This is a genomic window from Hypnocyclicus thermotrophus, assembly GCF_004365575.1.
GTDB lineage: Bacteria > Fusobacteriota > Fusobacteriia > Fusobacteriales > Fusobacteriaceae > Hypnocyclicus > Hypnocyclicus thermotrophus.
The window spans coordinates 379,236-394,566 of the sequence record NZ_SOBG01000001.1; the positions used below are offsets into that span (position 1 = coordinate 379,236).

General features: G+C 26.0%; 12 protein-coding genes. 3 read left to right on the forward strand and 9 right to left on the reverse strand.

From position 1 onward, the window contains the following. Positions 1-238 precede the first annotated feature (238 nt). Genes EV215_RS01740 through speE form a run of 3 tightly spaced genes read left to right on the forward strand, consistent with a single transcriptional unit; the run spans position 239 to position 3,012 of the window. Entirely contained in the window at positions 239-1,705 is a 1,467-nt protein-coding gene (locus EV215_RS01740; protein WP_134112260.1) for an aminotransferase class I/II-fold pyridoxal phosphate-dependent enzyme, read from the forward strand. Between the two features lie 21 nt (positions 1,706-1,726). Next, entirely contained in the window at positions 1,727-2,143 is a 417-nt protein-coding gene (gene speD / locus EV215_RS01745; RefSeq protein WP_134112261.1) for an adenosylmethionine decarboxylase, read from the forward strand. Positions 2,144-2,157: 14 nt separating this feature from the next. Beyond that, positions 2,158-3,012, forward strand: coding sequence for a polyamine aminopropyltransferase (speE, locus tag EV215_RS01750; protein WP_134112262.1), 855 nt, complete (start codon positions 2,158-2,160; stop codon positions 3,010-3,012). A 59-nt stretch (positions 3,013-3,071) separates the two neighbouring features. On the opposite strand, the gene EV215_RS01755 is transcribed toward speE, so the two are convergent. The 9 genes from EV215_RS01755 to EV215_RS01795 all read right to left on the reverse strand — a co-directional run bounded on the left by EV215_RS01755 (position 3,072) and on the right by EV215_RS01795 (position 15,277). Beyond that, positions 3,072-3,884: a ZIP family metal transporter gene (locus tag EV215_RS01755; RefSeq protein WP_134112263.1), complete on the reverse strand. Its 813-nt coding sequence runs from the start codon at positions 3,882-3,884 to the stop codon at positions 3,072-3,074. Between the two features lie 14 nt (positions 3,885-3,898). Then, on the reverse strand, positions 3,899-5,164 hold the full coding sequence (locus EV215_RS01760) for a M18 family aminopeptidase (RefSeq protein WP_134112264.1): 1,266 nt from the start codon (positions 5,162-5,164) through the stop codon (positions 3,899-3,901). A gap of 24 nt (positions 5,165-5,188) precedes the next feature. Further along, the gene (locus EV215_RS01765) at positions 5,189-5,509 is read right to left on the reverse strand and encodes a thioredoxin family protein (protein WP_134112265.1); all 321 of its coding nucleotides are present in this window, start codon (positions 5,507-5,509) and stop codon (positions 5,189-5,191) included. Positions 5,510-5,523: 14 nt separating this feature from the next. After that, the gene (locus EV215_RS01770) at positions 5,524-6,135 is read right to left on the reverse strand and encodes a histidine phosphatase family protein (protein WP_134112266.1); all 612 of its coding nucleotides are present in this window, start codon (positions 6,133-6,135) and stop codon (positions 5,524-5,526) included. 34 nt (positions 6,136-6,169) lie between these two features. Next, the gene (locus tag EV215_RS01775) at positions 6,170-7,675 is read right to left on the reverse strand and encodes a carboxypeptidase M32 (RefSeq protein WP_208320310.1); all 1,506 of its coding nucleotides are present in this window, start codon (positions 7,673-7,675) and stop codon (positions 6,170-6,172) included. A gap of 131 nt (positions 7,676-7,806) precedes the next feature. Next, complete coding sequence (locus EV215_RS01780; protein ID WP_208320311.1) at positions 7,807-9,243, reverse strand: leucyl aminopeptidase; 1,437 nt, start codon at positions 9,241-9,243, stop codon at positions 7,807-7,809. A gap of 189 nt (positions 9,244-9,432) precedes the next feature. Beyond that, entirely contained in the window at positions 9,433-11,340 is a 1,908-nt protein-coding gene (locus tag EV215_RS01785) for a methyl-accepting chemotaxis protein (protein WP_134112267.1), read from the reverse strand. A 116-nt stretch (positions 11,341-11,456) separates the two neighbouring features. Next, entirely contained in the window at positions 11,457-13,262 is a 1,806-nt protein-coding gene (locus EV215_RS01790; protein WP_134112268.1) for a methyl-accepting chemotaxis protein, read from the reverse strand. 179 nt (positions 13,263-13,441) lie between these two features. After that, positions 13,442-15,277 carry a methyl-accepting chemotaxis protein gene (locus EV215_RS01795; RefSeq protein ID WP_166667315.1) on the reverse strand — a complete coding sequence of 612 codons (1,836 nt, stop codon included), beginning with the start codon at positions 15,275-15,277 and terminating at the stop codon, positions 13,442-13,444. Positions 15,278-15,331: the final 54 nt, after the last annotated feature.

Consider the following 15,331-nt stretch of genomic DNA (forward strand, 5'->3'; position numbering starts at 1 on the left):
ACTAAATTTTTTCTTTATTTTAATTATATCATATTTTATACTAAAGAAGTAGTTTAAATTATTATTCTTTAACATTTTAAAAGTAAAAAAATCCAGTAATTACAAGGTTTTTTTTACTTTTACTTAATACAAAAAAAATATTTGACAATAAACTAAAAATATAGTATTCTTATTTAGTGTTTATTTATACTAAATTTTTTCTTTATTTTAAATAAACATTTATTTTTTGATAGAGGATGTGGTCAAAATAGAAAGAAAAAATCTAAATCATAGTGTAACTCCTCTTTTTGATGCTTTAAAACAATTTAAAAAGGACAATATAATTCCTTTTGATGTTCCAGGTCATAAAGCAGGAAAAGGATTGCCTGAATTTACTGATTATTTTGGAAAAAGAATAATGGAAGTCGATGTAAATTCGATGAAACAATTGGACAATTTAGCTAATCCTACTAGTGTAATAAAAGAAGCTGAAGAATTAATGGCTGATGCTTATAATGCAGATCATGCTTTTTTTCTAATAAATGGAACTACTTCTGGAGTTCAAGCAATGATTATGAGTTGTTGTAAGCCTGGAGATAAGATAATCTTACCTAGAAACGCTCATAAAAGTGCTGTTAATGCATTAATATTATGTTCTGCTATCCCTATATATGTACAGGCAGATATAAGAAATGATTTAGGTATAGTAATGGGAGTATCACATAAAGAAATAGAAAAAGCAATTAGAGAAAATCCAGATGCAAAAGCTGTATTTTTATTAAATCCAAACTATTATGGTGCTGTTTCTGAATTAAAAGAAATTATTAAAATCGCTCATGAACATAACATGTCAGTACTCGTAGATGAAGCTCATGGTGCACATTTAAATTTCCATCCTGATTTTCCTAAAAGTGCAACTACTCTTGGTGCTGATATGGCTGCTACAAGTTTACATAAAACAGGTGGTTCTTTAACTCAGAGCTCTATCCTTTTATTAAATGAGGGAAGAATAAGTAAAAATAAAGTAAAAAAAATTTTAAATCTCACTCAATCCACTAGTGCATCGTATTTATTAATGAGTAGTTTAGATGTAGCTAGAAAAAATCTTGTTTTAAATGGAAGAGAAAAATTTGATAAAATATTAAAACATATAAGATATATTAGAAATGAATTAAACAAAATCGAGGGTATATATGCGTTTGGAAAAGAAATTATAGATAAAAAAGGAATCGCAGATTTTGATGAATCTAAACTTGGAATCAACGTGGCAAAACTAGGTCTTAGTGGGTTTGAAGTATATGATATTCTTAGAGATGATTATTCTATTCAAATGGAACTTGCAGACACTTATAACGTTCTTGCAATAATAAGTATTGGGGATACCGAAGAAAACTTAAATAAACTTTTAGAAGCTTTTAAAGATATTTCTAAAAGATTTAAAGGTACTAAACATATAATAGAACATCCAACACTAGAAAATCCAAAGGTTGTTTTATCACCTAGAGAAGCTTTTTACGCAGAAAAAGAAAATGCTATTTTAGATGATTGTATAAATAGAATTAGTGGTGAATCTATAATGGTTTATCCTCCAGGGATTCCAATAATTACACCTGGAGAAAAAATAACAAAAGATATGATTAATTATATAAAATTTTTAAAAACTCAAGATACTGTGTTTAATGGGGCAGAAGACCCTGATATAAATTATATAAAAGTTGTAAAATAAACTGGATATAGGGAGGAATAAATGAAACTTGATACTTTAGGAAGACATATTTTAGTTGAGTATTACAATTGTGATGAGGAAATTTTAAAAAATGTTGAACTTATTCAAGAATTAATGAATGAAGCTGCAAGAGTCGCCGGTGCTACTATTGTAAATAGTGTATTTCATCATTTTAATCCTTGGGGAGTAAGTGGAGCGGTGATTATTTCTGAATCACATTTGACTATACACACTTGGCCAGAATATGGCTATGCTGCAGTTGATTTATTTACATGTGGAGACACTGTGAATCCATGGAAAGGTTTTGATTATTTAGAAAAAATGTTAAAATCTGATAGAAGTGAATCGATAGAAATTCCTAGAGGAATGACTGAAAAAATCAAAAAGTATTATCCAAAACCATTAGAAAAAATTGTGTTTAAACCAGAAAATAATTAATGGAGGTATTTTTAATGGAATTATGGTTTACTGAAAATCACTCTGAGGGAGCAAGATTTTCAATCAAAATAAAAGAACATATTCACTCTGAAAAAAGTAAATTTCAACAAATAGATTTTTTTGATTCTTATGAATTTGGTAGGTTTTTCACATTAGATGGTTATGTAATGGTAACAGAAAAAGATGAATTTATTTATCATGATATGATAGCTCATGCACCAATGGCCACAAATCCAAACATTAAAAATGTACTTATAATTGGTGGTGGTGATGGTGGAAGTGTCCGTGAATTAACTAGATATTCTTCTATTGAAAAAATAGATATGGTCGAAATAGATGAAAGAGTTGTTAGATGTTGCCAAAAATATTTACCTATTACCGCATCAAAGCTTGAAGATAGAAGAGTAAATCTTTATTTTGAAGATGGCGTAAAATTTGTAGAAAATAAGGAAAATATTTATGATCTAATAATTGTAGATTCTACTGATCCTATTGGGCCTGGCGAAGGATTATTTACTACAGAATTTTATAAAAATTGTTATAAAGCTCTAACTAATAATGGAATACTTATCAATCAAAATGAAAGTCCATATTATCCGTTTAATGCTAGAGAAATGAAAAGAAGTCATAAGAAAATTAAATCAATTTTTCCTTTAAGTAAAATATATCAATTTCATATGCCTACATATGGTTCTGGGCATTGGTTGTTTGGATTTGCTTCAAAAGGAATTGATCCAATAAAAGATTTTAAACCTAAAGAATGGTTAAAATTAGGATTAAAAACAAAATACTATAATATTGATATTCATAAAGGTGCATTTGCACTTCCAACTTATGTACAAGAAATGTTAAAAAACCTTGAAGATTAAAAAAACATGCCCTTGATTCCTTAACAAGGGCATGTTTTTTTATAATCTATAAAAAATTACTATCCTAGTGCTACATCTAAAAACATCATTACTGCAAATCCTAAAAGTGCTCCTAACGTCGACATATCTGTCTCATGCCCTAGTTGAGATTCTGGAATTAATTCTTCTACAACTACAAATATCATAGCCCCTGCTGCAAAAGAAAGCGCATATGGTAATAAAGGTTCTATAATAAAAACTAGATATGCTCCTATTACACCGGCAATTGGTTCTACTATACCAGATAATTGACCATAATTAAAAGCTTTTAATCTAGACATTTTTTCTCTACGAAGTGGTATAGATACTGCTGCTCCTTCGGGAAAATTTTGGATTCCTATACCTAATGCTAATGCTAAAGCTCCTGCTAAAGCTCCTGTTGTTGGATTATTTGCTAATACTCCGAAAGCTACTCCTACTGCAAATCCTTCGGGTATATTATGAAGTGTAATTGCTAATACTAAAAGAATACTTCTTTGTAAATGAGTTTTTATTCCTTCGGCTTCATCTATTTCTAATCCCATATGTAAATGAGGTAAAATTCTATCTAATAGATATAAAAAAGCCCCTCCACCTAAAAATCCTACTAAGGCTGGAACCCAACCTATTTCTCCTCTTTTTTCAGCCATTTCAATTGCTGGACTAAGTAATGACCAAAAACTTGCCGCAATCATTACTCCTGCTGCAAATCCTAACATAGCATTTAATAACTTTTTATTTATTTCTTTAAAAAAGAAAACCATGGCTGATCCTAGAGCAGTCATAAACCATGTAAATAGAGTCGCTAATAATGCTAATAAAATAGGATTTATCGTTAACATTTTTTCTAACATTTTCTCCTCCTTTTTTATTTTTCAAAAAATTTATTTAATAATTTATTTAATAATTTTAAATCTTCTGTTCCGCATAGTTCTCTTATAGAATGCATAGCAAGCATAGGTATACCTATGTCAACAGAATTTATTGGTAAATTTGATTGAGAAATTGGACCTATTGTTGAACCACCTCTAGTATCAGATCTATTTAAAAAATATTGATATTTTATATTATTTTCTTTACATATTTTCTTTATATAGCTTGCACTATAAGCATTAGAAGTATACGAATAATTTGAAGAATATTTAATTGCAATACCATTATTCATAAGCAATTTATTTGTTATATCTCCTTTATTTGAGTAATTAGGATGAAAAGCATGTGCTCCATCAGCTGAAATTATAAAACTTTTTTCAAGTGAAGATATAAAATCTTCTCTGTTTAATTCCAGACCATAACAAATCTTTTCTAATAAATAAGATAATGAAAGAGAGTCAGCCCCCTGAAGAGTTGTACTTCCTATTTCTTCATTATCAAAACAAGCTATAATTTTTGTGTTTTTATTATTTTTATTATTAATTAATGCATTTAAACTAGTAAATACAGAAGCTAAATTATCTATTCTACTAGAAGAAATCATCTCGTTATTTAATCCGATTGTACTTCCTTTATCGTATTCATATAAAAATAATTCAAAATCTAATATTTGATTAATATTAATTTCCGTTTCTTTTGAAATAATATTTAATAAATAGTTTTCTTTTTCTAATTTTTTTGTCATTATTTCTATTATCGGAAGTAAATTTTCTTGTGGATTTAATGATATGCCTTTATTCACTTCTCTATTTTGATGAATAGCTAAATTTGGTATTATTAGTAGTGGTTTATTTATATTTACTATTTTAGTAGTCAAATCTTTTAATATTATTCTTCCTGCAATAGATAATGGCCTATCAAGCCAAGTATTATATATAGGTCCTCCATATACTTCAATATTTAATTTCATATAATTTTCTATTATTATTTCAGGATTTGGTTTTATCTTAAATCCTGGACTATCTGTATGACTTCCTATTATTTTAAAACCTGTTTCTTTTATATTTTCTTCACCTATTTGAAAAGCAAATAAACTGCTATTATTTTTAATAATAAAATATTTACCTTTTTTTTCAAGATTCCATTTTTGTGACATATCTAATTCAATAAAATTTTCTTTTAATAAAATTTTTTTTATATTATCTACAGCATTAAACGCAGTAGGGCTATCATATACAAATTTTAAAAACTCTTTTTCCATTAATCCTCCTATTTTTTTATTTTTTTAATCTCTCAATAGTTTTTTGTATCTATTAATTTTAGATTCTAAATCAGGTAAATTAATAAATACACCATCTCTAAGAATCTCTTTTTTATCTACAAATAATGCTACTGTCGGAGCAGCTAAAATTCTATATACATCTCTTATTTCTTCAACCACATCTACTTTTGCTTCAACAAACTCAATTTCTAATTTTTTAGCTAATGCTTCAACTTTAGGTTTTAATGATTCACAAGCATTACAACCTGTAGATGATACATAAAATATAACTATATCCTTTGTCTCAATTATTCCTTTAATTTTTTCTATATTTTCTAAATACATATATCTCTCCCTCTCTACTGTAAATGTGAATTATCTAAATATTTAATAATTTTAAATTCATTATCAAAATAAATATGTGTAAGTGCTGTATTTTTTACATGCCCTCCATCCCAAAATTCTTTTATATTTTTATTTTTTATATTAAATAAAAATGATTTTATAGTTACACCATGTGATACTATAACTATGTGTTCATTTTTATTATATTTTTTTATTATTTCTTCTAAAAATTCTTTTGTTCGATTATTTAAACTATAAAAGCTTTCTCCATTTATTTCTTTATGATTATATAAATGTGGATAATTCCAAAATTGTTCTATAGTATTACCATACTTTTTAATCCCAATTTCTCTATCAAGTCCTTCTAATACTCCCATATTAATTTCTTTTAATCTGTTATCTAATTCTATATCAATATCTCTATTTCCTTTTAAAATTTTAGCAGTATCATATGCTCTCCCTAAAGGACTTGAATAAATTTTATTAAACTTGATATTTTTTAATTTGTTTGCAAGTTTTTCTGCTTGTAATTTGCCTAATTCAGTTAGATTAGAATTTTTATGCCCTTGCCATTTTTTTACGATATTCCATTCTGTTTCTCCATGCCTTATTATATAAATATTCATTTTTTACCTTTCATATTTTACATTTCATAAATTATCATTTTTTTATTTTATATATTTCACAATACTTTTCTTTTAGATAATCACAAAAATATTGTGGATTCAACTCTTCGTTAGTTATATCTTTTATAAGCTCTAATGGCTTTTTCATTTTACCATATTTATGTATTTTTTCATTTAAATATTTATTGATTTTTTTAAATTCACCATTTAATAAAGTGTTTTTTATGTCAATTTCCTGAGATAATTTATTGTATATTTGAGCAGCATATGCATTTCCTAATGCATATGAAGGAAAATATCCAAAAAGTCCTGCTGACCAGTGTACATCTTGTAAAATACCTTCAGCATCATTCTCTATTTCAACATTTAAATAATCTTTCATTTTTTCATTCCATAAATTAGGTAATTCGTCTATTGTCACTTCATCATTAAAAATTGCTTTCTCTATTTCATATCTAACTAATACATGTAATGAATAAGTAAGTTCATCAGCTTCTACCCTTATTTTACTATTTTCTACTTTATTTATCAATTTGTAAAATTCAGCTATTGATATATCTTTAAATTCTTCAAAATTTTCTATAAATTTATTATATATTCCTTTCCAAAATTCAATACTTCTACCAAACATATTTTCATACATTCTTGATTGAGATTCATGTATTCCCATTGAGGTACCATGTCCCAAAATAGTTTCACTTACCTCATCACTTATTCCCTGCTCATATATTCCATGTCCACCTTCATGAAGTACAGAAAATATGGAAGATAATATATTATTTTTATAATAATGAGTTGTTATTCTTACATCTTTATTAGAAAAATTTAATGTAAATGGGTGCATACTTTCTTTTAAAACACCTCTATTAAAATCAAAATTAATATATTCAGCTAAAAATTTTGCAAATCTCTTTTGTTTTTCTATATCTACATCAATATTAAGTTTTTCATTATCTATAATTACATTAGAATCTTCTATTTTTTTTAATAATGGCACTATATTATTTTTTAACGCAGTAAAAAATAAATCTGCTTTATCTACTGTAAGTCCCGGTTCATAATCATCTAATAAAGTGTTATATTTATGCCCTTTATATCCTCTATATTTGATAAACTTTTTATTAAAATCTATTATTTCTTTTAAATAAGGTTTAAAAATATCAAAGTCTTTTTTAGTTTTAGCTTCTTCCCACACAACTTGTGCTTTTGTAACTAATTCTTGATATTTAGAATATTCTTCCACAGGAATTTTTGTAGCTTTATCATATTCTTTTGTTAATTCATTTATTACTTTTGCATTAAGCTCGTCAAGTTTATCTATATTTTCATTCAATATATCTAATGTATCTTTCATCTCTTTTGATAAAAGAATATTATAATTTTCTGTAATAAAAAAACCCATTGTTTTACTTATTTTTTCTACACTTGCTTTTGGAGCCTCAGTCTCCATATCCCATTGAAATATTGCCATAGCATGTTCATATGCTTTCATTTTATTTGTTAATTCTTTTATTTTTTCTATACTTTTTTTTATATCCATTGCTCCTCCTATTTTATTATATTTTTCTTATCTACAATTTTATTTAAGTATATTTATATTTTCTTACAGAACTTAAATATAAAACTTGTATAAAATTTCAAAAAAGCCACTAAATTAATAGTGACTTAAATTTAAATCTTTTTTAAGAAATTTATAATCGTTCTTACTGGCTGTCCTGTTGCACCAAATTTATAGTAAGAATAAGGACTATCTGTATAAGCGACTCCTGCAATATCCAAATGAATCCATGGTTTCTTTTGAACAAATTTTTCAATAAACATTCCAGCTGTTATTGTCCCTGCAAATCTACCACCTATATTTTTTACATCAGCAATTTTTGACTCTAATAATTTACCGTATTCTGGAAAATTTGGTAACTTCCATACTCTTTCATCAGTTTCAATCGAAGCCTCTTCAAGCTTTTTATATAATTCATCATTATTAGTTATAACTGCTGTTGTTGTAGTTCCTAATGCAACAAGTGCTGCACCTGTAAGAGTAGCTACATCTATTACTTTATCGGCTTTTTCATTTTCTATTACATAATGCACTGCATCTACTAAAGTAAGTCTTCCTTCTGCATCTGTATTTAATACTTCTATTGTTTTTCCTGCCATACTTCCTATTATATCACCAGGTCTATATGCATTTCCCGCAATTGAGTTTTCACATGCCGCTATAACTGCAATTATATTTTTATCGATTTTTAATCTTGCAACTGCACTCATTACTCCTATTACTGTAGCAGCACCGCCCATATCACTTTTCATTGTATCCATACTATTAGTAGGTTTTAATGATAATCCTCCTGTATCATAAGTAAGTCCTTTTCCAACTAAACCAATCGTTTCATTAGATTTATTCCCTTTATATCTCATTACAATAAATTTTGGTCTTTTTTCTGCTGCTTGTGCTACAGATAAAAATGCTTCCATTTTTAACTCTTTTATTTTTTCTTCTTCAAATATTTCTACTTCAAATCCATATTTTTCTCCATATTCTTTTGCTTTTTCTGCCAAAGTTTCTGGATATATAGTATTCGCGGGCTCATTTATAAGCTCTCTAGTTATAAAAGTAGATTCTGCATAAATTTTTGCTTCTTCTATTTTATTATTATTAAGATTTCCTAATATATCTATTCTTTTTATTTTTTTCTTTTCAGCTTTTTTAGTTTTATATTTATCAAATTCATAGTTTGCAAAATATACTGTCTCAACTAAAGCTTTTTCAATATTTTCTATTGGATTATTTTTAATAATTAAAGTAGATTCTACATTTTTTAATGTTGTCAATCCCTTATATAAACTTTTTCTAACAATTTCCGTATTTACTTTTTCTTTTTTACCTAAACCTACTAGTACTATTTGAACTACACTATTTCCTTTAGCAAATGGTATAACAAAAATTTCTTCTTTTTTAGCATTAAATCCAGATTTTTCAGCTAAATTTTTTAAATAAAGACCTTCTGAATAAAATAACGTGTTTTCAAAAGTAATATTATTTTTATACATAAAAATAATATATGAATCGTAGTTTTCTATTATATTGTCAATTAAATTTATCGTCATTAATAACCTCCTATATGTTGTTTTTTATATTATACACCAATATTATGTTTTTGTAAATTAATAATTACAAAATTGTAATCATTACTACTTTAATGCGTTTTTTTAATTATAACATATTTTTTTATAAAATATCTATCTAACTAAAAAATAAGACCTATTTTTTTAGGATTTCAATAGGTCTTAAAAAAATTATTTATTATTTTTTGTTTTAAATCCTTGTATTTTTACATCTAATTCTTCTACTAAACTAATCATTCCTTTTAATTCATCAAGATTATTATCTAGTATCTGTCCAATTTTTTCAGATATATCATTCGTGTTTATTGCGATTCCTTCTATATCTGTAGAACTATTTGTCAATAGTTCTATTGCTTTTGTTACCTCTTCTATTGAAGTTTGTTCCTCATTTATCATTTGAGTAACATTTTTTACATATTCATTATTATTATATATAATTTCGTTTATTTTATTTATAGTGTTTTTAAGCTCCTCTGTAGCTTTTACTGCAAAATCTACTTTTTCATCAATATCACTATTTGATTTTTTTACATTATTTATTTGATTTTGAATCTCATTTACAATATTTTCTATTTTTTGAGTTTCTTTATTTGTTTGTTCTGCTAATTTTCTTATTTCATCAGCAACTACTGCAAATCCTCTTCCTGCTTCTCCTGCTCTAGCTGCCTCTATTGCTGCATTTAATGCAAGTAAATTTGTTTGTTCTGCTATTGCATTTATTGCTAATGTTATACTTCCTATATTCTCTGAAGATTTAACTAATTCTTCTATTTCTCCGTCAGCTTTTTCTACACTTTCGCCTATGGTTCCCATTTGTAAATTCATATTTTCTATTTTTTTTCTACCTTGTTTTGAAATTTCTAATGCTTTTTCAGATTCTTTAGATACTATATTTGTATTTCCTACAACATTTTGAGATACTGCTGATATCTGTTCTATTGCAGCCAAACTTTCTTCTGAAGCTGCTGCTTGATTTCTTACATTATCAAGTATTGTTCCTATATATTGTTGTAAATCTATTGTTCCATTTTCTAATTTTTCTTCTAACAAATCAAAATATTTTGATTTACTACCACTTATTATATTATCCATGGTATTATGTATATAATCATTCTTTTCTATAAGAATATTTGATAATGACTTCATATCAAATATTAGATCATGTAATTTTTCAATAAATTTATTAAAATATCCTGCTAATTCTCCTACTTCATCTTGTGTTTTAATATCAAGTTTTACTGTAAGATTAGCTTCTCCCTCAGATATTTCTTTCATATTTTTATTTATTATTTTTAAAGGTTTTAAAGCTTTATTTACAATAATTTTAATTAATATAATACCAATAATTATTACTATAATTGAGTTTATTATAGCTCTTCTTTTTAAATCATCTATTTTATTCAATGCATTTATTTTTTCAATTTTTATTTTTTCTAATATTTCATCAATATATGTTCCTGTAATGAGTATATAATCTTCAACTTTTGTACCATATATTAATAATGTCCCTGCAGACATACTTCCAGGTTTTTTCCATTCATATTGAACAAATCCACCACCTTTTCTTCTTACCTGATCAAGTAATACTTTATATACATTTTTCCCATCTTCTCCAATTATATTGTATTTTGCATCATCAAGAACTTTTCCAATTTCACTTTTAAATTGAGGTTCAAATAACATTGTTGGATATGGTCCCTTTGCATTTGTTAACCAAAAATAACCAGACCCATTTTTATTATATCTTACAGTTCCAAGTACTTCTTTGATTTCGTCTAGAGATTTTCCTTTTATCATTCCACTTACTATTCTTACCATTTCTGTAAGTTCGTTTTGGACTGAAAGAGTCCCTTCATTTTCTAATCTTGCTATATATTCACTAGCTTTTTCTTTTTCTGCTTTTATATTTTGATATACATTAATTCCACTAAATAAAATTAATAATATAACTACAGCTATTTCAATTTTCGTTCCTATTCTCATCTTTTTCAAACTAAAATTTTTAAGATTTAATTTTTTTAAAAAATTATTTTTTTTTAATCCCGACTTTTTATTTTTTTTCTTTTTTATTTTTTTCATCGTTCCCTCCCTAATTTTATAAACACGTGTTTATAACTTGAAGAATAAAAAGCAGCTATATCACTGCTTTTTATTCTTCAAGTTAATTATACTCTATTATTTTTTTTTTTTCAACTTTATTTTGTTTTAAATCCTTTTACTTTTTTTTCTAGTTCTTGAACTAATTCAACAGTATCTTTTATTTCAGAAAGATTATTATTTAAAATATCCCCTATTTTAACCGAAATTTCTTGAGTATTTATTGATACACTTTCTATATTGGTAGAGCTATTTGTTAATAATTCTATAGCTTTACTTACATCTTGAACTGACATATTTTGTTCATCTATCATTTTATTTACATCTTGAATTAATACATTGTTTTCATCTATTAATTTATTTATATTTAATATAGTTTCTGTTAATTCATTTGTTGTATTTAGTGTAAATTCTACTTTATTATCAATGTCTATATTAGCTTCTTTTACATTTTCTATTTGTTTTTGTATATTAGACACTATTTTTTCTATTTTTTTAGTCTCTTTATTTGTTTGCTCTGCTAATTTTCTTATCTCTTCTGCTACTACACTAAATCCTCTTCCCGCTTCTCCTGCTCTTGCCGCTTCTATTGCTGCATTTAATGCAAGTAAATTTGTTTGTTCTGCTATTGCATTTATTGCTACTGTTATATCACCTATTATTTGTGATGATTTAACTAATTTGTTTATTTCTTTTTCTGCACTGTCTACACTATTTCTTATAGTACTCATTTGACCATTCATATCCGTTATCTTTTTGTGGCCGCTAACAGATACATTTATTGCAATTTCACTATTTTTACTGACGTCATTTGTTTTTAATTTTGATTCTTGAGACGCTGCTGAAATTTGTTGTATTGCAGCTAAACTTTCTTCTGAGGCTGCCGTTTGATTTCTTACATTATCAAGTACTCTATCTATATATTCTTGTAAATGGATAGTTCCTGCTTCAAGTCTTTCTTCTAACTGATGCAAATACTCTGATTCTCTTCCTTTAATTATATTATCCATAATATTATGAATTTGTGTATTTCTATCTGTTAATACAATCGTTAATTGTTTAATTTCATATATAATATCATGTAATTTATCAAGAAATTTATTAAAATATTCTGCTAACTCTCCCACTTCATCATTAGATACTATTTGTATTTTATTAGTAAGATCCGCTTCTCCTTCTGCAATAAGTTTCATATTTCTATTTACTTCTTCTAATGGTTTTACTATTTTTCTTAAAATTAATCTAAAGATTAACCAAGAAATAATAATAATAATAAACGATAAAATAATTTGTCTTATTATTATATTTTGTATATTTTTTTTGGCTGCTATTTTTTCCCTATCTATTATACTTTGAATTTCTGATAAATATATTCCTGTTGCTATAATATAATTCCCTATTTTTTTACCATAACTAAGTTTTGGTTCTTTTTTCCCACTTTTTGGATTTAACCATGTATATTCTACAAAACCAGCCCCATTTTTATTTGCTTTTTTAACTAATGCAACAAATAAATTTTCTTTATTTTCACCCACTACATTATATTTAGTATTATTTAATAATTTACCTGTAAGTGATTTCCCATTTGGATTATATATCATTTTGGGATAAGGTAGTGTAGTATCATTTACCCAGAAATAACCTGTTGAATCATATTTAGCTTTATCCAAAATCTCTATGATTTCTTGTTCATTTTTCCCTTCAATAAAACTTGCTATTGAATCCACTAAATTTATTAAATCTTGTTTTTTTTCATTGTAATAATTTTTAGTTAAATTTTCTAATACTCTTTTACTTCGCTTTTGTTCTGCTATTATACTCACTATAGAATTAAATAAACTAAAAATTACCAATACTAATATCACTGCCACATTAATTTTTTTAGAAATTTTTGTTTTTTTCATCGTTTCCTCCCTGATTAATTTAACGACCTATTTTCCCTTTAAACATACCCAATCCAAAAACTAATTTAAAACGAGCCATTATACCATATTTCAGAATAAAAATCAATCTTTAAATACAATTTTTATTGTTAAAAATAAAAAAAGACTACCATAATTAATATGTTAGCCTTTATATTTTTTTATTTGACTTTAAAGAAATTTAAATCTTCTTGTAATTTATTAATAATGCTCTCTAATGATGAAAGTATTTCTTGATTCATAAGTATTTTTTCTTTAATTTCATTTGAAGTATCTGTTACTTCTATTGTTAAACTTTCTATTTCTGTTGAGCTATCAGCTATACTACTGATTGCCGTTGTTACTTCTTTTGATGCATGTGATTGTTCGTCTACAGCTACAGAGATTTCATTTATTTGTTTAGCATTTTTATCATTATTCTCTTTTATTCTTGTCATATTTTCAAGTGATCGATTTGTTAATTTTATTCCTCTTGTTACTTTTTCTTTTACTTCATCTGCTCCCGTTTTTACTATTTCTACTTCATTTTGAATAGTTTTTACTAGGTTTTCTATCTTATCGGTTTCTTTATTTGTTTGCTCTGCTAATTTTCTTATCTCTTCTGCTACTACACTAAATCCTCTTCCTGCTTCTCCTGCTCTTGCCGCTTCTATTGCTGCATTTAATGCAAGTAAATTTGTTTGTTCTGCTATTGCATTTATTGCTACTGTTATATCACCTATACTATTTGACAATTCCTTTAATTTTTCTATTTCTGTATTTGTTTCTTCAGTACTTTCACTTATATTTTCCATACTTTCTGTTAATTCTGTTATATCTTTAAAACTTCTCTCTGTTATTTTTAATGTTTCAGCAAAAGAAACGTTAGTAACTTTAATATTTTCATTTATAGTTTCTGTAGTAGCAGTAATTTCTTCTAACGCTGCTAAGCTTTCTTCTGATGCTGCCGTTTGATTTCTTACATTATCTACTACATTTTCTATTGCTTCATTAAGTTGTATTATACCGTTGTTCAATTTATCTTTTAATTCATTATACACTTCACTGTCTTTACCATTTATTAAATTATCCATTATATTTACAACTAATGTAAAGGTATTTTTTACTTCGTCTCCAAGGTTTTTAGTTTCTTTAATTATAGTTTTTATTCTCTCCATAAATGCATTTATATCTTCTGCCATTACAGCAAACTCATTATTTTGTTTTGTAACTATTTTAGCATCGAGCTCTCCATCTTTTGCTGCAGCTTCTAATACTTTATTAACATCTTTAATAGTTTTTGCCATTATATCAGTAGCAAAACTTAAAATTAATACAAGAACAATAAACATTAGTATATTAGAAAATATTCTTTGTTTTATATTTTTACCAAGTACTTTTAATTCATTTTGTTCCATATTTTTTACTTTTACTTCTATATCATCTATATAAAAACCCGTTCCTATATACCAATCCCAAGGTTTAAATTGCTTTACATGTCCAAGTTTTGGGAGCTCTGTAGTTCCACCAGGTTTTGGATAATAATATGTAACATAAGATTCACCATTTTGTTTTGCTATATCCACTAACTCTTTTACTAATTTTTTCCCTTGTTTATCTATTAAGTTTTCTCTATTTGTTCCCTCTGCTTTTGGTTTAACTGAATATAATATATTAATATAATTACCATTATCTATCCAAAAATAATTATTTCCAGTATATCTCATATTTCTGATTGTTTCTTTTGCTTTATTTTTAGCCTCTTCTAATGTCATCTCTCCAGATTCATAAAGTTTATTATACTTATCTAACACACCTATCCCCAATGAAACTAGGTCATTTAACTTTACTTTATTAAATTCAATTTGTTCATCTCTCAGTCTTGTTACTCTCTCTACTAACTCTTTATTAAAAGTATAAGAGGTATATAAAATATCTAATATTGAAATTATAATAAATGCAATAAATACTGGAATAATTATTTGATATTTTACTTTTTTTCTCTTACCTTTTTTCATTGTCATAGATTTTATCACAACTACCACACTCCTTGTTTATTTTTTATAATAACT